The organism is Sphingobacterium prati, from assembly GCF_013167215.1.
GTDB lineage: Bacteria > Bacteroidota > Bacteroidia > Sphingobacteriales > Sphingobacteriaceae > Sphingobacterium > Sphingobacterium prati.
Genome location: NZ_JABJWY010000038.1, coordinates 732,285 through 751,919 on the forward strand (window position 1 = coordinate 732,285; position 19,635 = coordinate 751,919).

The following is a 19,635-nucleotide window of genomic DNA, read 5'->3' on the forward strand; positions in this document are numbered from 1 at the left end:
TATGATGAAACCAATATTTACGCTGACTCTCTTTTTTCTGTTCACACTCTTTACAGTGCGTGCACAGCTACGCCCAAATATTGTTCTGATCTTGGCAGATGATATGGGCTATTCCGATTTGGGTTGTTTTGGCTCTGAAATTCAAACCCCAAATCTGGATAGAATGGCAAAAGAAGGAATTAAGATGACCAACTTTTACAATGCTTCGCGTTGCTGTCCCTCCCGAGCTTCTTTATTGACAGGTTTATATCCACATCAGGCAGGAGTTGGTGACATGATGAATAAGCGTCCTTTTCCTGCTTATCAGGGGTTTCTAAATAAAACTTCAGTGACTTTGGCCGAACTATTAAAAGGCGCAGGCTACGGAACCTATATGGCTGGGAAATGGCATGTGGGGCAGGAAAAAGAAAACTGGCCTTTACAACGTGGATTTCAACGGTATTATGGACTGATTGATGGGGCAAACAGCTATTTTGAAAACCGGCCTTATCGACCCAACCAAAAGCTGACGATAGCCTTGGACAATGAAGCGATTGTTCCGCCAACAGATTACTATAGCTCGGATGCCTATACGGATTATGCGATGACTTTTATTGGCGAGCATCTAGACACTAAAAAAGAGAGCCCCTTTTTCCTGTACTTAGCTTTTCAGGCTCCACATTGGCCTTTACATGCCAAACCTCAGGATATCGCAAAGTACCGCGGTAAATATATGGAAGGATGGGATGCTGTCCGTGAAAGGCGTTTTGAAAAACAGCAGCAGTTAGGTCTACTGCCACCAACGACCAAATTGTCTCCAATGGATACCGCATTGCGAAAATGGAATGATTGCAGCTGGGAGGAAAAAGTAAAATGGGATGAAAAGATGGCTGTATACGCGGCGATGGTCGACGAATTGGATCAAAATGTAGGGCGATTGGTTGATTATCTCCAGTCGAAAGGACAATTGGAAAACACTGTTTTTATCTTCCTTTCCGATAATGGAGCGAGCAATGAAACAATAACCAATACTGGATTCACGGCTGATATAAGGGCTGCCAATGAATTTCCGGCCAGCCACCCACGGTCTTTTACCGCCTATGGAATAGAAGGCGCTGCGGTTAGTAATACGCCTTTCAAAAAGTTTAAGCATTGGGAGTTTGAAGGAGGCAATGCAACTGGTTTTATCGCCTATGGGCCAAAGTTTTTGCCACGGGGAAAACAGTTTGATCTGCCGGCCCATTTGATCGATATCATGCCCACCTTAGCGCAGTGGTCGGGTGCAAATTACCCAAAGAACTACGCCGGTAATACGATCAAACCGATGGAAGGAATGTCCCTGCTTCCTATTTGGACGGAAGGGCAGCGGTCTGCGGACAGGGAGATTTGTTTTGAACATGAGGGCAATAAAGGGGTGCGCAAAGGAAAATGGAAACTTGTTTCCTCCTACCCTGAAAACAAATGGCACCTGTATGATATTGAAAAAGATAGGAGTGAAACTATAGACTTATCGGCTACTTTTCCAAAAATATACCACGAAATGGTTCAGATCTATGAAAATTGGGCAAAAAGAGTCGGTGTGATACCCTACGAGCAGCTCGCTCAAAAAACTTCATGACTTCAGACACCAACAGCAATGAAAGCGAAAGAAGGTTCTTTCTGGCCAATAAGATTAGACACTTTCAGAAAAAAAGGGAACTCCCGTTATGAATAATTATATAAAGAAAAACATGAAAATATTTAATACGTATACAGCCACTTTACTGATTGCGTTTTTCCTTTCGGCCTGTTCATCGACGAAAAAAGTAGTCGAACAGAAGAAGGGAATCACCGCTGGGGATGTACTTCAATCCTTGCAGTTAACCAACCGCTATTTCATGAATAAATGGACAGACACGGGCAAACCCATCTATACCAATCGTTGGCGGCCAAGTAATATCTGGACCAGAGCCGTTTATTACGAAGGTCTCATGGCACTGTATCAGATTGATAAAAACAATGATTACTACAATTACGCTGTGGATTGGGGCAATAAACATGAATGGGGTATGCGCAATGGTGTAGAAACTCGAAATGCCGATGACCAAGCCTGTGGGCAAACTTATCTTGATCTCTATGAGATTGAACCGAAACCTGAGCGTATCCAGAAGATTAAAGCAAATATAGATTACATTATCAAATCTGGCAAAGTAGACGATTGGACCTGGATTGACGCGATACAAATGGCCATGCCAATTTATGCCAAATTGGGTGTAATGACCAAGGATCAAACTTACTTTGATTACATGTATAAAATGTATCATCATTCAAAAACGCAAGAAGGTGGTGGCCTGTATAACAAGGCCGACAAACTTTGGTGGCGCGATAAGGATTTTGTACCTCCCTATAAGGAACCAAACGGTGAAGATTGCTATTGGTCACGTGGTAATGGATGGGTCGTGGCGGCTTTAGTCAGGGTACTTTCGTTAATCCCAGAAAACGAAGTACATCGTGCGGAGTATATGGCGGATTATAAAGCCTTGATGGAAGCGCTTGTTCCTATTCAAAGGCCGGATGGATTCTGGAATGTCAGTCTGCATGATCCCACTAATTTTGGCGGACGTGAAACTTCAGGAACGGCATTATTTGTTTATGGTATGGCCTGGGGTATCAATAATGGTTTCCTGGATGCTAAAATATATCGACCTGTTGTCGAAAAAGCGTGGAAAGCAATGACAGCAGAAGCGGTACACCCTTCAGGCTTTTTAGGCTATTTACAAGGAACGGGAAAAGAACCTAAAGACGGTCAACCTGTCAGTTTTTCCAGTCAACCGGATTTTGAAGATTATGGGTTGGGCTGTTTTCTATTAGGTGGAACAGAGGTTTATAAAATGTTGTCGAAATAAGTTGTCTCATTATTCATTCAGTGTGTAGCCAATAACTTAATTAATCAGCGCCCATCATGGGAATGGTTCACAGTTATGCTATAGATAAAAGTAATTACTCGATCTCACATTAGCCATAAAAAAATATAAAATGAAAAGAGTATTATTTATTTTTTGTTACCTTCTGCTTTCATTTGGCACCTATGCTCAAGCAGGTCGGAAAACTTTAAGTTTTAACGCCGATTGGCGTTACCACATTGGCGATGTAAACGATGCTTCTGCTGCTGAGTTCGATGACCGTGGATGGAAGCAAGTTGTCTTGCCCCAAGCTTGGAATGAAGACGAGGCCTTTGCAAAAGCGATACATGACCTTTCGGCAAATATTGTTTGGTATCGAAAGAAATTTCGTGTTCCGAAGGGTATTACTTCTGATAAGGTATTTTTAGAATTTGAAGGAATCCGTTTTGGCGGAGAGTTTTACCTTAACGGAAAATTTATCGGGCGGCATGAAAATGGTGTTATGGCAGCAGGATTTGACCTATCAGACCTGATTGATCGCGATCGCGAAAATATCTTGGCGATACGCATAGACAATAGCTGGAACTATCGGGAAAAGGCGACAAACAGTACTTATCAATGGAATGATAAAAACTTTAACGCAAATTATGGTGGCATTCCAAAAAATGTATGGATCCACTTTGCTTCCAAGATCTATCAGACGCTACCCTTGTATTCCAATTTAAAAACTACGGGTGTTTATGTCTATGCGAAGAATATGAACATCCCTAAAAAGACATTGGATCTTTTTGTTTCTTCGGAGGTGAAAAATGAAACCGATAAATCGAGTTTAGTCAACTTTGTTGCCGAAGTACGCAATGCCGATGGGAAGTTGGTGAAAACTTTTTCAAAAAAATTCAATCTCCCAGCCAATCAAACACAACAATTGACCATGAATTCAGCCTTGAATCAAGTTAATTTTTGGAGCTGGGGGTACGGCTATCTCTATACAGTTACGACAAAAATCTTGCGGGATAATAAAATCATCGATGCTGTACAAACGAAAACAGGGTTTCGAAAAACAGCTTTTAAGAATGGGATGGTGTATCTAAACGATCAGGTTTTGATGATGAAGGGTTATGCACAGCGTACAAGTAATGAATGGCCTGCTGTCGGTTTATCTGTAGCCCCTTGGTTAAGTGATTTTAGCAATGGACTGATGGTCAAAAGCAATGCCAATCTGGTTCGATGGATGCACGTAACCCCTTGGAAACAGGATGTTGAATCCTGTGATCGTGTGGGATTAATGCAAATGTTACCTGCTGGAGATGCCGAAAAAGATACGCAGGGCAGACACTGGGAACAGCGGACAGAGCTTATGCGCGATGCAATTATCTATTATCGAAATAATCCAAGTGTATTGCTTTATGAATGTGGAAACGAGTCGATTTCGGAGGAACATATGGCGGAAATGAAAGCTATCCGCGATCAATATGATCCAGCTGGCGGACGGGCAATTGGTTCACGTGAAATGTTAGACAGTAAGCTAGCTGAATATGGTGGAGAAATGCTATACATCAATAAAAGTGCCCGTCACCCCATGATTGCAACGGAATACATGCGTGACGAAGCCTTACGTAAATATTGGGACGAATTGAGTTATCCGTTTCACAAAGATGGTGAAGGGCCGCTTTATAAAGGTGTTGACGCCAGTGACTATAATAGAAATCAAGATAGCTATGTTGTTGAGGCTGTACATCGTTGGTGGGAATATTGGAAAATGCGTCCAGGTACTGGCGATCGCGTAAATTCGGGCGGCGTCAATATTATTTTTTCGGATTCCAATACCCATTTTAGGGGAAAAGAGAATTATAGACGAAGTGGCGAAGTTGATGCCATGCGTATTCCCAAAGATGCTTATTATGCCCATCAGGTCATGTGGGGTGGTTGGATTGCTCCCGATCCAAAGGGATTACATCTTGTAGGGCACTGGAACTATGCCTCAGGAACACAAAAAGATGTATTGGTCGTTTCTGCTGCAGATCGTGTTGAATTATCCGTAAATGGCAAGATACAGGGAGAAGCTCAAAAGCTATATGATTTTCTATTCCGTTTTCCAGCGATTGATTTTGAGGCCGGTGTATTGACTGCCAAATCATTTACGAAAGGCGGAAAGTTGTTGAACAAAAAAGAGCTAAGAACAGCGGGCGAACCTTATAAAATCCGTTTGACGGCACAACATGGAGAAAACGGCCTTTTTGCGGATGGAAACGATATGGTATTGGCCGAAGTTGAAGTGCTTGACAAGAATGGCGTACGTTGCCCATTGGCATCAAATAGGATTGATTTCAATTTTGATGGGCCGATGGATTGGCGCGGTGGAATTGCACAGGGATCTGACAACTATATTTTAGCTAGATCAATCCCAGTTGAGGCCGGTATAAATCGTGTATTACTTCGTACGCAGTATGATAAATCAGGTCGGGTGATCTTGAAAGCTACATCAAATGGCCTTCTATCGGATTCAATTATCTGGACCGTGCAGCCGATCAAAACGATGGAGAATTATTTTGTAAAAGAATCTGCTGAAAATTTGCCGTCACTTTTAGAGCGGGGGCCAAGTCCAAAAAAGCCAACTTTGGTGCAGCTGAAAAAAAGCCTCAAAATCCGTACAGCGATAGCTGGAGCTAACCAAGCGAAGGCCGGGCAGTCCTACGATGATAATGAGCTTTCCGATTGGGTCAATGATGGCCAGCTAGGTACAGCATGGATCACCTATATTTTACAGGAAAAATCCGATATTAATGAGATCGATCTGAAATTAAATAACTTTAGGTCAAGATCCTATCCGCTACAGGTTTTTGTAGATGACAAACTTGTTTTTGATGGAAATACGGATATTACGCTAGGCTACTGTACACTTTCTTTTCCGCGTACAAAGGGCGAAAGGGTAACTATAAAACTTAAAAATGCACCTTTTACTGCGAAGGAAAATAATCAGGTAGAAATGGGCGGTAAGAAACTCGACGATGGCGTCTCACGCAATGATGCCAATGCCAAAGGGACCTTGAGCATTATCGAAACCGATATACATCAGGTGTTGGTGCACTAAGGATAGTTATTATCTAGGGAATCGTTGGGTAATAATACTTTAAATATATGTTCGAAATGGAGAAAATAGCATTTAAGATGAAATTAAAACCAGGTATGTCTGCGGAATACCAGCGCCGACATGAGATGATCTGGCCAGAATTAATAACCTTATTGCGCGAAAATGGGGTGTCTGATTATAGCATTTTTTTGGATGAAGAGACGGATACTTTATTTGCGGTTCAATATTTAGCAGGGCACTCGTCGCAAGAATTGGGCAAGGAAGCTATTGTTAAGCAATGGTGGGATTATATGCATGATATCATGGACGTAAATCCAGACCATTCCCCGGTATCGATAAATTTGAAAAAAGTGTTTCACATGGATTAGGTCAATTTTAACATGAAGAAAATCTATATATCACTTGTGCTTGCCTGTAATCTGTTAGCTTTCGGTCGAACGATGGCACAGGATCTATGGCCAGCAGTTACCAAAGAAATGAAACCCTGGACGCGTTGGTGGTGGCTCGGTTCAGCTGTGGATCGACCTAACCTCGAACGAGAGTTAACCTTATTTGACAAAAGTGGGTTTGGTGGTGTCGAGGTAACGCCTATTTATGGCGCTAAAGGGTTTGAAGCCAGTTACCTAAAGTTTCTCTCGCCACAATGGATGAATATGTTGGGTGTAACAACGGATAAAGCTAAAACCTTGGGGATGGGGGTGGATATTAATTTGGGAACAGGTTGGCCTTTTGGTGGATCTCAAATCAAAGAGAAAGATGCCGCCACCAAATTGATCCTGGATGAATTTGACTTGAAAAAAGGTGAAAAAATCACATTTCCTCTCAAGCCAAAGGATCCGAAACAACATTATTTCTTCCTGCAGGCTTTACGGGCATTTAGAGCTGACAATAGTGAAATAAATCTAGATGATTATATTTCAGGGCGCACTGGAACATGGGAAGCGCCTGCGAATGTTCGTTTATTCGCTGTATTTTCAGGAAGGACGGGGCAAAAGGTCAAACGTGCTGCCCCTGGTGGCGAGGGGTATACCTTAGACCACTTGGGCAAAACATCTGTCGCATCTTATTTTAATAGGTTTGCCGAAGTTTTTAAGGAGAGACAATTAAATGTCCGCGCTTTTTTTAACGATAGTTATGAAGTATACGGGGCAAATTGGACAGATGAATTTTTACAATCGTTCGAACGGATAAAAGGATACAAACTTCAAGATCATCTGCTGGATTTTGCGGGTAGGGGCAAGGATGAAGCTAAAACAGCAGGCCTTAAATCGGATTATCGCGAAGTTGTGAATGCGTTACTGACCAACAACTTTTTGATTCCATTTACGGATTTTGCCCATCGCTATAATGCGATTTCAAAAAATCAAGCGCATGGATCTCCAGGAAACCTAATCGATTTATATGCCGATACAGATATTCCAGAGTGTGAAACCTTCGGTTCCAGTAGTTTTGCTATTCCCGGATTAAGACGAGACACGGCTGATATCCGCAATGTAGACCCTGATCCAATAATGGCTAAGTTTGCAACCTCAGCAGCAAATGTGTATGGGAAGAAATATACCTCTTCGGAAACATTCACTTGGCTGACGGAACATTTTAAGACGTCCTTGTCACAAACGAAACCTGAAGTCGAACAATTATTCCTGGCGGGTGTGAATCATGTGTTCTACCATGGGACAACCTATTCGCCAAAAAATGTGCCTTTTCCGGGATGGTTATTCTATGCTTCCGTTAATTTTGTCCCCCAAAATTCGTTCTGGGATCACCTTACTGGTTTGAATCAATATATTACCCGTGTTCAATCCATCCTTCAATCCAGTCGTGCCGATAATGAATTGTTGGTATATTGGCCGATTTATGATATTTGGAATAATGCGAAAGGAATGGATAAGGCATTGAAGGTCCACGATGTTGATGAATGGTTACATCCAACACAGTTTTATAAACAAAGTATTCAACTACAGAAACGTGGGTATAGCTTTGATTTTGCGACAGATAAAATCTTGGCGGGAACAACTGTAAATGATGGAAAACTACAGACTTCGAAGGACGCAATCCCGTATCGTGCAATTTATATTCCTGCCTGTCATTATTTTTCAGAAGTCACACTTCAGAAAATCTTAGAAATGGCGACGCAAGGGGCAACAGTCATTTTCCAACAATTACCGCAGGAGGTTCCTGGATATAACCGTTTGGATGAACGCACTGTGCTATTCAATAAATTAATTACATCGCTTGGTTTTGAAAAAGATAAGGCGAACCAGTATACGGCTTTTGGAAAAGGTAAAATCTATCTGACGACGGATGTCAACTCAGCACTTGAGACGGAACAAATCGTACCTGAACGAATTAACCAAGTAGGACTGAAATTCTCGAGAAGGGTCTCTGGTAAGGATACCTATTATTATTTGGTCAATCACAGCGAACGGACTGTGGATCGTAGTATGATGCTAAATGCACAGGCCAAATATTATTCTTTGTTGGATCCGCAGACAGGAAGAACATTCCAGTTGCCATCGATCGATGGCAAAATACGGGTGCAGATTCCTTCGGGTTATTCCTGGATCATTTTAGCTTCTGAGCAACAAGCTGCGGAACCATTCCGCTATCAAGATGAATTGAGCCAAGTAACTCAATTGGATCATGATTGGAAAGTGAGTTTTATTGCTGGAGGGCCTGTTTTACCAAAAACTAAAACGCTAGACCAACTCTCCTCATGGACGGAATGGGGCGACAAAGATGCGACCAATTTCTCGGGGACCGCTGCGTATGAGAAAACATTTTCCATCGAAAAGGATCAATCAAAATCTTATCTACTGAAGCTTGGACGTGTTGCTGAAAGCGCTCGTGTATTTATCAACGGGCAGGATGCAGGTATTTTATGGTCAATACCCTTTCAACAGGATATTACCAAGTGGTTGGTCAATGGAGAAAATAAAATTCGCGTTGAGGTCGCCAACTTAATGGCAAATCGTATCAGCTATCTAGACCGGAAAAAAGTTGAATGGCGTAATTATCATGAAATAAACTTTGTCAATATCAACTATAAAAACTTTGATGCCAGCGATTGGAAACCAATGGAAAGTGGTCTGATCGGCCCTGTGACTTTGTGGAGCTATTAGGGAAACGATTGGATGTACTTGCTGTTGATCATACTTGGTTGGTCAATTTTTCACCATGGCAAGAAGTTTATATTGAACTTTAACTGGATTGAAAAGAAAATGAATCCGTTACATTGAAAAAAATAATATTTACAAAAAGCCCCATTTATGGGGTTTTTTAGTTTCTGTAACAGACTGGATACATAGGAGCCTGTAAGTTCAGGATAGTTAGTTTAAAGGGATATCATAACTTCCAGTTACCGATATAAATCACAAATAACAATTTAAACTTCAACCCATGAAAAATATCTTACGATATGGTACCGTAGTAATGGCCCAGTTGGCTTTGACTCAGGTATTATATGCTCAAGAACTGCTGAAGGGAAAAGTTGTTGACGATAAAAGTCAACCTGTCAGCGGAGTGACTATTCATGTCAACGGCAAAGGTAGTGGAACAACGAATCCAAATGGTGAATTTGGTATCGTTGCCAAGCCAGGAGATAAAATTACCTTCACGTCGATAGAATATCTCACTAAAACCCTCAATGTAGCTAACCTCTCATTTTTACAAGTGAACTTGACCCCAAAACAAGAATCGATCGATGAAGTTGTTGTTATTGGGTATGGATCCCAAAAACGGGCTAATCTTATTGCTCCAGTTTCAAAATTTAATGCCGAAAATCTCGATGAGCGTCCTATTGCGCGTGTTGATCAAGCCTTGATCGGACAGATGTCAGGGGTAAGGGTTAAGCAATCCACAGGTGTTCCGGGAAAAGGGTTAAGTGTTCAGGTCAGGGGATCGGGTTCTATTACTGCTGGTAGTGAACCCTTGTACGTTATTGATGGCTTCCCCTTATCAACAGCAGCACAGAATGGCTCAGGAAACTATGCCTCGGGAAATCCCCTAGATAATATGAACCCCAATGATATTGAATCTGTGGAGGTCCTAAAAGATGCATCTGCAGCTGCAATCTATGGATCACGGGCGGCAAATGGCGTCGTTCTGATCACGACAAAACGCGGAAAGAGCGGCCAGGCCAAAGTGAGCCTCAATTCATACGTGGGCATTTCCGAAGCTTATAAGAAATTGGATATGTTGAATGGTGAAGAATGGATAGATAGAGCTGTGGAGATGATCAATGCGCAATGGGAAGCCTCGGGTACAGGAAGGTTGGCAAGCCAAAGTAATGCCGAACGACGGAAAATATTGGGGCTCGCCGATGGGACATATAATACATCTTATATGTATGACGACCGTTGGCTGGAACCTGGGCATCCCGGGCTTTACCTGATTAATTGGCAAGACGAAGCATATCGAAAAGGCGTGATCCAAAACTACCAGGTTGCAGCGTCGGGAGCGACAGAATTTGTCAATTATTATGTGTCGGGAAACTATCTCAATCAGCAAGGTATTGTGAAAGGATTGGACTATAAAAACTATACTGCGCGAGCTAACGTCGAAGTGAAACCGAATAAGAAATTCGCATTTGGTTTAAACCTGGCACCTACCTATTCAATAGGAAATGACCCCGGGGTGGAAGGAAAGGACAATATTATGCATCAAATTTACTCGATGTCACCGGTTCAGGATCATCCTGCAGGAACGGTGAATGTTTTTGACAACGAAAAATACCCTTGGAGCACATCAACAAATGATCCGATTGCAAAATTGAACTATTATATTGGGGAAAATAAAATTTCACGTTTATTGGGGACAGTTTACGGACAGTACAATATCCTAGAGAACTTAAATTTTAAGACCACGGTCAATCTGGATCAAACCGATAGTCGAAGCAATAGATTTCAGCCCTATACCGTAGGCGGAACTTTGGCTAATCGCACCAACAACCCGAATCAAGCGACCTATGGGTCGAATAGTGTATATCGAAAGCAAACTTTTGTCAATGAAAACACCCTAAACTATCATCTCAATATCGACAAACATGATATTACTGCTTTATTAGGGCAAGCCTATAATTTTGATAAACTTGAAACTTCATCTATCACCTCACAGGGAGGTTATACCAATAGTTCCATAACCACTTTGAATGGCGCAGTCGCTACGGTGGCTTCAACCGGCGCAACACAAAGCGTCTTGCTGTCTTATTTTGGACGGGTTCAATATGCCTATGACGGAAAATACCTTCTTTCGGGAAGTATTCGACGTGACGGCTCATCGCGTTTTGGATTAAATACAAAATGGGGTTGGTTTCCATCGCTTTCTATGGGTTGGCGTTTGTCGCAGGAGAATTTTATGAAACCGATCACTTTCATCAATGAGCTGAAACTGCGTGGAAGTTATGGTGAATCTGGAAATAATAATATCGGAGATTACAGCAGCATTGCTTTATTGGGTTTTTATAATTATTCGTCAAATGGTCTTTCGTCATCCGGGCAGGCGCCAAGCAATATCATTAATCCGGACCTAAAATGGGAAAAATCCCGGACATACGATGTTGGATTGGACTTTGGTATTTTGGGTTCCCGCATCACAGGATCGTTTGATTGGTATACGCGTAAGAGTAGTGATCTATTGTTGAATGTGCCGTCCATGTTGGCGACAGGTTTTTCTTCCTACTTGGATAATGCCGGTGAAGTAAAAAGTAAAGGTTGGGATTTCGAGATCACTTCCCATCAGATCAGAAAATCGGATTTTTCGTGGTCTACCTCTTTTAATATCAGTCATAATTCCAATGAGGTAACAAAACTTGCTGGTGAGCAAAAGGAAATCTTAATTCCGTCTTCGTTCGATATCCAACATAGCCTTTTGCGGGTTGGTGAACCGATGTATAGTATTTATGTTGTTAAACAAGATGGTATATTGAGTCAGGCAGATATTGATGCCGGGACCGCATTGTATGGTAGCCAAAAGGCTGGTGATCCAAAGTACGTGGATGCCAATGGCGATGGTGTGATCGATGCGAGCGACCGCGTAATTGTGGGACACCCAAACCCTAGTTATGTATGGGGAATCACCAACAACTTTAAGTATAAAAATTTTGACTTAAGTTTCATGTTCCAAGGCCAAAATGGAGGGCATATCTATTCCTTGTTAGGACGGGCATTGGGACGTACGGGTCAAGGAGCATCGGACAATGCACTCGGATTTTATCGGGATAGATGGCGTTCAGAAGAGGATCCCGGGGAAGGCCGCGTGGGGAAAGCGTATTCGACATTCGGACGGATCAAAAATACAGATTGGTTGTATTCTTCAGATTATTGGCGTCTACGAAATGTAACTTTAGGTTATAATATAAAAGACCTAAAATTGGGCAGTCAGTCCAAACTTAGTTTAGTCCGTTTATTCGTGACATTGGAAAATTTTTGGGGAAAGGACAAATATGACGGTGGTGTAAATCCAGAATCTTCAAATACAAACCTTAGCGGAAGCGCTGATTATCCCGAAGCGGGTGACTATGGGGGCTTGGCAATTCCAAAAACAGTAACATTTGGTTTAAACGTAAATTTTTAAAATGATGAAAAAGTTGAGTATATTTTTGTTGATGGCAGGTTTATTGGGATCTTGCAAAATGGATTTGGATCAGCAGCCAATTTCGAGTGCAACATCTGACACGTACTTTGAGACTACGAATGATTTTGTTCAAGGATTGAACGCCATATATAATAGTACACGAGGATATCCAGACCGTCTGATGAATCTCTCGGAGACGCGATCTGACAATTTGTACGCCGTGTCAGATGGAGGGGTACGTGATTGGGAAGGAATCAATAGTTTTCATAAAACGATTGCCAGTAATCCTTATGTAATAGAAGCTTGGCAAACAAATTACAACGGTATTTTTCGGGTAAACAATTATTTGGAACAACTTACGGCAAATGGTGCTACGGCCATTTCTGATGCTAATCTTCGTAATAGAATGGAAGGCGAAGCTCGATTTCTGCGTGCATTTTTTTATTTTGATTTGATTCGATACTTCGGAAAAGTGCCACTGATCGACAAGGTTGTGCCTGCCAGTCAAGCCAAAAATATTGGACGGAGCAACGTTGAGGAGCTGTATGCCTTCATTATTGAAGATCTGAACAAGGCTATTAATGCGCTTCCAGCACCCAGTGCTTATGCGGCGGTAGATAAAGGTCGTGTCAATAAATACGCTGCAAAAATGTTGCTCGGATTAGTTTATATGACGCGATCAGGACCCACTTTGGGTGTTGAAGGAGCGGGCTTGAACAGCAATGAATGGGCGAAAGCTGTGGAGCAGTTTAACGATGTGGTCAATAGCAATGAATTTAGTTTGTTGACCAGTTATAATAGCGTTTTTGATTATGGTAATGAGCGCAATAAAGAAGTGATCTTCAATATAGAATATTCAAGTGGGGCTAACCCCGTAGTAGGGGCTACATTTCCTTGGGTACTCGTGCCTGACAACTGGTTCAATTCACTCGGGCTAGCCACACAAGGAGGCCTTACGATTAGACCTGTATCTGAAGACTTGCTTAAATTGTATGATGCAAGTGATGGTAGGAAAACATTCAGTATTCAGCAAGGATATACTTATGGCAATGTTGTTGAAACTAGACCTTTCGTTAAAAAATTTGTTGATGTGACGAAAGTACCAGCGAGCCGAACCGATTGGCCAATCAATTACATTGTATTTCGTTATACGGATCTATTGCTATTAAAAGCGGAATGTGTATTGAACGGCGCAGCTGGTTCAACAGCGATGGATGTTGATGCGGTCGTCAACCAAATCAGAAAACGTGCTGGATTGACAACTGAGCTAGCCAATGTAACTAAATCGCAGTTGATGGACGAGCGTAGACGGGAATTTATCGGTGAGGGAACACGCTGGTTTGATCTTATCCGTGGCGGTACCGTAGAATCTGTCATGAAGGCTTGGATCACGAAGGACGATGTAGCAAAACAAATGTCTGCTTTTCACGTAAATTATGTGTTATACCCTGTGCCACAATCCGAACTCGACAATAGCCCGGGCTTGTATACACAGAATCCCGGATATTAATATTTTAACGAATTGAATCGCCCTCGGTATTTATGGGCGATTTTTTTATTTTTGGCGCCAGCCAATCACAGGATTGAACAGGATGGTTATTACAAATCATCCTGTTATTTTTATCCATCATTATAAACCTAAGAGGAATCCTGATTATCATTTTTTTTAAGTCAGTCCGATTAAGGAATTAACGAAAAAAACCGTAAAGCTTTTTCGTTAATTCAATACGATGAAAAGGATTTTCATTACCGAAAATCAACAAGGGAAGAAATAAAATAATACCTAAATAATACTTTAATGATAAACTATTTAACAATTAGGTTTGATCATCATGTAAAGAAGTACGCTTTTTTGCTGTTTATGGCGATGCTGTGTACCTTCAACTTGTTTGCTCAAACCACTAGGACTGGAAAGGTAAATGATGAAAAAGGTTCACCTATACAAGGCGTGACGGTACAGGTAAAAGGCAAAGCCATGACGGCAAAGACCAATGCCGATGGGTCATTTACCATTAGTGCTATGCCTTCAGATGTATTGGCTTTCAGAAGTCTTGGTTTTGAACCCCAAGAAATTTCCGTTGGTAGTCAAAATAACTTTAATGTAGTTTTAGCACAAAAGGCGGATGTCATGGATGAAGTCGTGGTGGTTGGCTACGGCACCATGAAAAAGAAAGATGTAACGGGTTCGATCGCGAGTGTGGGCGAAAAAGAACTGAAGGCAATGCCCGTAAAAGATGCCTTGCAGGCGATGCAAGGCAAGGTGGCAGGGGTTGATATTACATCGAATCAACGACCCGGAACTACAGGGAATATAACAATAAGAGGTGTTCGGTCGATTACAGCAGACCAAGGCCCCCTTTATGTAGTTGATGGAATGGTATTGCAGGCAGGTGGAATTGATAATATCAATCCGAGTGATATTGAGACCATTGATGTCTTAAAAGATGCTTCTGCAACAGCAGTGTACGGTTCACGTGGGGCGAACGGTGTTGTTTTGGTGACGACCAAACAAGGAAAGAAAGGCCGTTTGTTATTAAACTATGCTGGTACAGCGACATTCGAAAAGATGTATGACGTCACCGAGTATATGGACGCTGCGGAATGGTTAGATTATGCGCGTTTGGCGAAATTTGGAACAACAACACCTAATTATACAAATGATTTTTCAAAGTGGGGTTCTGTCGCAGCTTCTTGGGCTAATATTGCCAAAGGCTGGACCAACAATAATACGGTTTGGGATCCAAATCTTGTGGGGAATTACGATTGGGCTGATGCTGGACGTAAAAATGCCTTATCAACAGAACATACCTTAAGTGTATCAGGGGGTGGAGAGAATTCGAAAGGCTATGGTTCATTTGGTTATCTCAAGCAAGATGCCACACAACCAGGACAAAAATTTAATCGTTACACCTCAAAAGTTAGTTTTGAAGCGACTCCGACGAAGTGGTTTACCATGGGCGCTTCACTAAACACATTTTTCTCGGATCAAGACTACGGTTACAACTTTTCTAAATCAGTTACGGGAGCGGGTGATTATTACAGCGCTTTACGAGGGATGTTACCTTGGACAGTACCCTATGACGAGAATGGAAACTACCTGAGAAATCCTGCGGCAGGTGATATTAATATCATTAATCCAATCAATGAATTGGAATACAACACCAATCAACGGCAGACATTTGGAGCCAATGGTAGTTTCTTTAGTCAGTTGGATTTTGGGCAGATCTATGCACCATTAAAGGGTCTAAGATACCGGGTGCAATTTGGACCTGAATTTCGATATAACCGTGCGGGCTTGGCGAATGCGGCCGAAGGAATTAATGGTGATGGAAATAATGCGATAAGATATTCTACCCGTCGAGATCTTTCTTGGACCTTGGATAATTTAATTTACTACGATCGTGACTTTGGAACAGATCATCATTTGGGCATTACGTTATTGCAGAGTTCATCAAAAAGGAATGTTGAAACGAGCGATATGCGGGCGACGGATGTCTACAGTGCCAGGGAATTATGGTATAATATTAACTCTGGGGGCTTTATAGGTAGTTGGGGGACGGGTCTATTAGAGGAACAAAGAGAATCCTATATGGCTCGTGCAAATTATAGCTATAAAGACCGTTATATGTTGACTGCCTTTGTGCGATGGGATGGTTCATCAGTATTGGCACCTGGTCACCAATGGAGTTCATTTCCCTCTGTAGCGGCTTCTTGGCGCATTGACCAAGAAGACTTTATGAAAGATGCCCCATTTATCAACACCTTAAAATTACGTTTGGGAGCTGGTGTCGTAGGTAATGCTGCAATTAGCCCTTATGAAACAAAAGGCGGATTGACGCAAAATTTTTATAATTGGAGTGCAACGAATTCAACGCCTGGATATGTTGCATCAGATCCTTCTGCTGCTAACCCTAAAAAAATGGCAAACCCTGAGTTGGGCTGGGAGCGTACTACACAATATAACGGGGGAATTGATTTTGGATTTTTTAATAATCGCATCAACGGTAGTTTGGATATATATAAAACAAAGACAAATGATCTCTTACTTGATATGACGTTAAATCCTGTGCTGGGATTTCGTTCGACTTTAGCAAATGTGGGGAAAACATCCGGATGGGGGATTGATTTTCAATTAAACACAGTCAATATTAAAAATGACAATTTCCAGTGGAATACAACTTTAACTTGGTCAAAGGATAAGAACAAAATCCTTGAATTGAATAATGGACTCAAAGAAGACGTTAATAATAACTGGTTTATTAGCCAGGAAATACAAGTCCCTTATGATATGGTCTACGACGGCATTTGGAAAACCTCGGAAGTAGAAGAAGCTGCAAAGTATGGCGCTAAACCCGGACAGATTCGTGTGAAGGATATCAGTGGTCCAGACGGTGTGCCCGATGGTAAAGTAGACCGCAATTATGACCGACAAATTTTGGGATCCTACCGTCCAAAATGGTCCGGTGGTATTATGAATACATTTACATACAAAAACTTTGATTTATCGTTCTTTATTTTCTCGCGGTGGGGACATACCATTAATACCGGCGCAGAGACTTTGGGGGGACGCTTTATGATGCGTAAATTGGATTATTTTATTCCCGGAGTTAACGAAGATGCAGAGTATTATCAGCCGGGATCGAATGGTGAGGCAGCGGATCCATGGAACTCTTCCATGAATTACCGTGATGGATCATTTATTAAGTTGCGGAATGTGAGTTTGGGTTATAATTTTCCAAGGGCAAAATTGGAAAAACTAGGTATCAGTAATTTTAAAGTCTATGCGCAGGTGATGAACCCCGCAATGTTATATTCAAAAGTAGACTTCTTGGATCCCGATTTAGCAAGCTATAATAACAATACAACTCAACCAGGTTCGTCCATTACGACAAGAGGTGCTGTGATCGGAGTCAATATCGGTTTTTAGAGAACGTAAAGTTTAACGTATAAATCATTTTAATGAAAAATTATAAAATATTAATTGCTTCCATCTTTGGTGCTGCTGGATTGCTAGTATTGAATGGATGTAGCAAAGACTTTTTAAAAGAGGATCAGATTACCATACCAGATACAGAATACTTTAAAACGCAGGCAGGGTTGGATGATCTGGCAACAGGAGTTTACTCTAAGCTGAAATTTAAATATAATTATACCTGGGGTATGGCTCTGTTCAATTTAGGAGTGGATGAGTTTACCGATGCAAATAATCCATCCCCTAGTTTTAATAGTTATAGCATGGATCTTAACCCAGCTGAATCAACCTATGGTGGAGCAAATATCCAACCGGTATTTGACAATATGTATAGTGGGATCGAATCGGCCAATACCTTGATTCAGAATGTACCCTTATATTATGATAAATCCAATGCAAATTATAATACACGTCTTGGCGAGGGATACTTTATGCGCGGATATTTTTACTTGCAATTAATTATACAGTTTGGTGGCGTACCCTTGAAATTGACCCCAACGACAAAAGTTGAATCCTATTTCACACGGGCTTCGGAAGATGCCTGTTTTGCTCAGGCCATTTCGGATCTGGAACAGGCCTATACCTTATTGCCTGCTTCGGCCACCGAATTTGGACGTGTGACTAAATCAGCTGCTGCACATTACATTGCTAAAGCAAGATTAACCCGTGCGAGCGAGTTATATGCTTCCTGGAATTCAAAATATACCGCAGAAGATTTGGATGCGGTTATCAAATACGGAACGGAAGTTGTTGCGGCTCATCCCTTAGTTGATGATTATGTAAAATTGTGGGATTATCAAAAGGCGAATAGTGCCAATGAAAAGGTCTCGGAGGTTGTTCTGTCGGCACAATTCTCGGACGACCAGGCGACTTGGGGACGTTATGGAAATCAGATCCACCTTTATTATCCTGCAGTTTATCAGGATTTAGCGGGAACTAGCCGGGATATCTCTGGGGATCGTGAATTCTCTTATGCACGTACGACAAATTATACTTTAGATGTCTTTGACCGGGTCAATGACTCCCGTTTTTGGAAGTCCTTTATTACGATGTATGGCGCCAATAATACCGCTAATGCGCCAACATGGACAGCGACAAATGCACCGTTGGGTCCTGAGGGTACTGTTGTTGGAACCAAACGCTTTAAAGGTGGGGAACTGGGGATTAAGTATATTGTGAATAACGCTGGTGATACACGTTATAAAGCAGTGGCCAGTGACGCGACTGGAGTGCTTAAAAATGGCGTGATGCAAAATCCGCATACTTTCGTGCGTTACTTCCAAGGAGAACCACAAGCTTGGGTGGGCCAACATGGAAATAATGGCTACTACGGTGTACAATCACGTTATGTGGCGCTCTCAAAGTTCAGAGACGGTTATCGGGTGAGTATAGCATCTGCCAATGGTACTCGTGACGTGATTATGGCCCGTTCGGCTGAAGATGTCTTAATGGTGGCTGAAGCGTATATCCGTAAGGGGGAAGGGCAATATGCCAATGCTATACAGTGGATTAATAAATTGCGCAGCCGTGCCGGCTATAAAAGTGGTGAAGATCGCGCGAAAAATGTTGATGGCGGACAAGCTTACAAGAATAATTCCTATGCTGTTGGTAAAGGAGGTGGCTTTTCGGCTGAGGGTGCAATTTATTGGGAAGGAAACTCCTACTATGAATCCAATAACGATATGGCTAATACAACAGCATCATCCGAATCACAGATGCTGATTAATTCGGTCGCTGATATTTATAACTCGAAAGTCGATGCTCCGATCTATGAGAAATTGGGTGCAGCAAGTAATGCACAGAAAATGATGGCTTTCCTATTGAATGAGCGCACACGTGAATTATGTGGTGAACTCTACCGATGGGAAGATTTGGCACGTACCAAAACATTGGAGGCCAGATGGAAAGCATTTAATGACGGTTATGTACGAGGAAATACAGCCTTCAGTCCGAATACACATTACTATCGACCGATTCCGCAATCTTTCTTGGATGCAACGACCAGTGAAAGTGGTGCTGCCTTGACACCAGCAGAAAAACAAGCGATGCAAAATCCAGGCTATTAATTTAGTGAATATAATAAACGTGAATCTACCTGTTCTGTACTAGAATGGGTAGTTTTTTTTTGAGGAAACCTA

9 protein-coding genes are annotated in these 19,635 nt (G+C 41.8%); all 9 read left to right on the plus strand.

Annotated elements, in window-relative coordinates; genetic code table 11:
- Position 1: 1 nt before the first annotated feature.
- The 9 genes from HPC41_RS22315 (at position 2) to HPC41_RS22355 (ending at position 19,563) form a co-directional block, all read left to right on the plus strand.
- Positions 2-1,597 (plus strand): arylsulfatase, encoded by a 1,596-nt coding sequence (locus tag HPC41_RS22315; RefSeq protein ID WP_172396285.1) that lies wholly within the window; start codon positions 2-4, stop codon positions 1,595-1,597.
- Positions 1,598-1,709: 112 nt separating this feature from the next.
- The gene (locus HPC41_RS22320; RefSeq protein WP_172396286.1) at positions 1,710-2,864 is read left to right on the plus strand and encodes a glycoside hydrolase family 88/105 protein; all 1,155 of its coding nucleotides are present in this window, start codon (positions 1,710-1,712) and stop codon (positions 2,862-2,864) included.
- A gap of 130 nt (positions 2,865-2,994) precedes the next feature.
- Positions 2,995-5,952, plus strand: coding sequence for a DUF4982 domain-containing protein (locus tag HPC41_RS22325; RefSeq protein ID WP_172396287.1), 2,958 nt, complete (start codon positions 2,995-2,997; stop codon positions 5,950-5,952).
- Between the two features lie 56 nt (positions 5,953-6,008).
- A complete protein-coding gene (rhaM, locus tag HPC41_RS22330) occupies positions 6,009-6,320 on the plus strand; it encodes an L-rhamnose mutarotase (protein ID WP_172396288.1) in 312 nt (103 codons plus the stop codon).
- Between the two features lie 12 nt (positions 6,321-6,332).
- The gene (locus HPC41_RS22335) at positions 6,333-9,074 is read left to right on the plus strand and encodes a glycosyl hydrolase (protein ID WP_172396289.1); all 2,742 of its coding nucleotides are present in this window, start codon (positions 6,333-6,335) and stop codon (positions 9,072-9,074) included.
- Between the two features lie 277 nt (positions 9,075-9,351).
- The gene (locus tag HPC41_RS22340) at positions 9,352-12,525 is read left to right on the plus strand and encodes a SusC/RagA family TonB-linked outer membrane protein (protein ID WP_172396290.1); all 3,174 of its coding nucleotides are present in this window, start codon (positions 9,352-9,354) and stop codon (positions 12,523-12,525) included.
- A 1-nt stretch (position 12,526) separates the two neighbouring features.
- A complete protein-coding gene (locus HPC41_RS22345) occupies positions 12,527-14,035 on the plus strand; it encodes a RagB/SusD family nutrient uptake outer membrane protein (protein WP_246250965.1) in 1,509 nt (502 codons plus the stop codon).
- A 288-nt stretch (positions 14,036-14,323) separates the two neighbouring features.
- Complete coding sequence (locus HPC41_RS22350; protein WP_172396291.1) at positions 14,324-17,452, plus strand: SusC/RagA family TonB-linked outer membrane protein; 3,129 nt, start codon at positions 14,324-14,326, stop codon at positions 17,450-17,452.
- Between the two features lie 32 nt (positions 17,453-17,484).
- Positions 17,485-19,563 (plus strand): RagB/SusD family nutrient uptake outer membrane protein, encoded by a 2,079-nt coding sequence (locus HPC41_RS22355; protein ID WP_172396292.1) that lies wholly within the window; start codon positions 17,485-17,487, stop codon positions 19,561-19,563.
- The last annotated feature ends 72 nt before the right edge of the window (positions 19,564-19,635 follow it).

Bases quoted from the DNA above. Each gene is read 5' to 3' on its own strand.
- rhaM (WP_172396288.1), top strand. From the start codon at position 6,009: ATGGAGAAAATAGCATTTAAGATGAAATTAAAACCAGGTATGTCTGCG.
- HPC41_RS22335 (WP_172396289.1), top strand. From the start codon at position 6,333: ATGAAGAAAATCTATATATCACTTGTGCTTGCCTGTAATCTGTTAGCT.
- HPC41_RS22320 (WP_172396286.1), top strand. From the start codon at position 1,710: ATGAAAATATTTAATACGTATACAGCCACTTTACTGATTGCGTTTTTC.
- HPC41_RS22325 (WP_172396287.1), top strand. From the start codon at position 2,995: ATGAAAAGAGTATTATTTATTTTTTGTTACCTTCTGCTTTCATTTGGC.
- HPC41_RS22345 (WP_246250965.1), top strand. From the start codon at position 12,527: ATGATGAAAAAGTTGAGTATATTTTTGTTGATGGCAGGTTTATTGGGA.
- HPC41_RS22350 (WP_172396291.1), top strand. From the start codon at position 14,324: ATGATAAACTATTTAACAATTAGGTTTGATCATCATGTAAAGAAGTAC.
- HPC41_RS22340 (WP_172396290.1), top strand. From the start codon at position 9,352: ATGAAAAATATCTTACGATATGGTACCGTAGTAATGGCCCAGTTGGCT.
- HPC41_RS22315 (WP_172396285.1), top strand. From the start codon at position 2: ATGATGAAACCAATATTTACGCTGACTCTCTTTTTTCTGTTCACACTC.
- HPC41_RS22355 (WP_172396292.1), top strand. From the start codon at position 17,485: ATGAAAAATTATAAAATATTAATTGCTTCCATCTTTGGTGCTGCTGGA.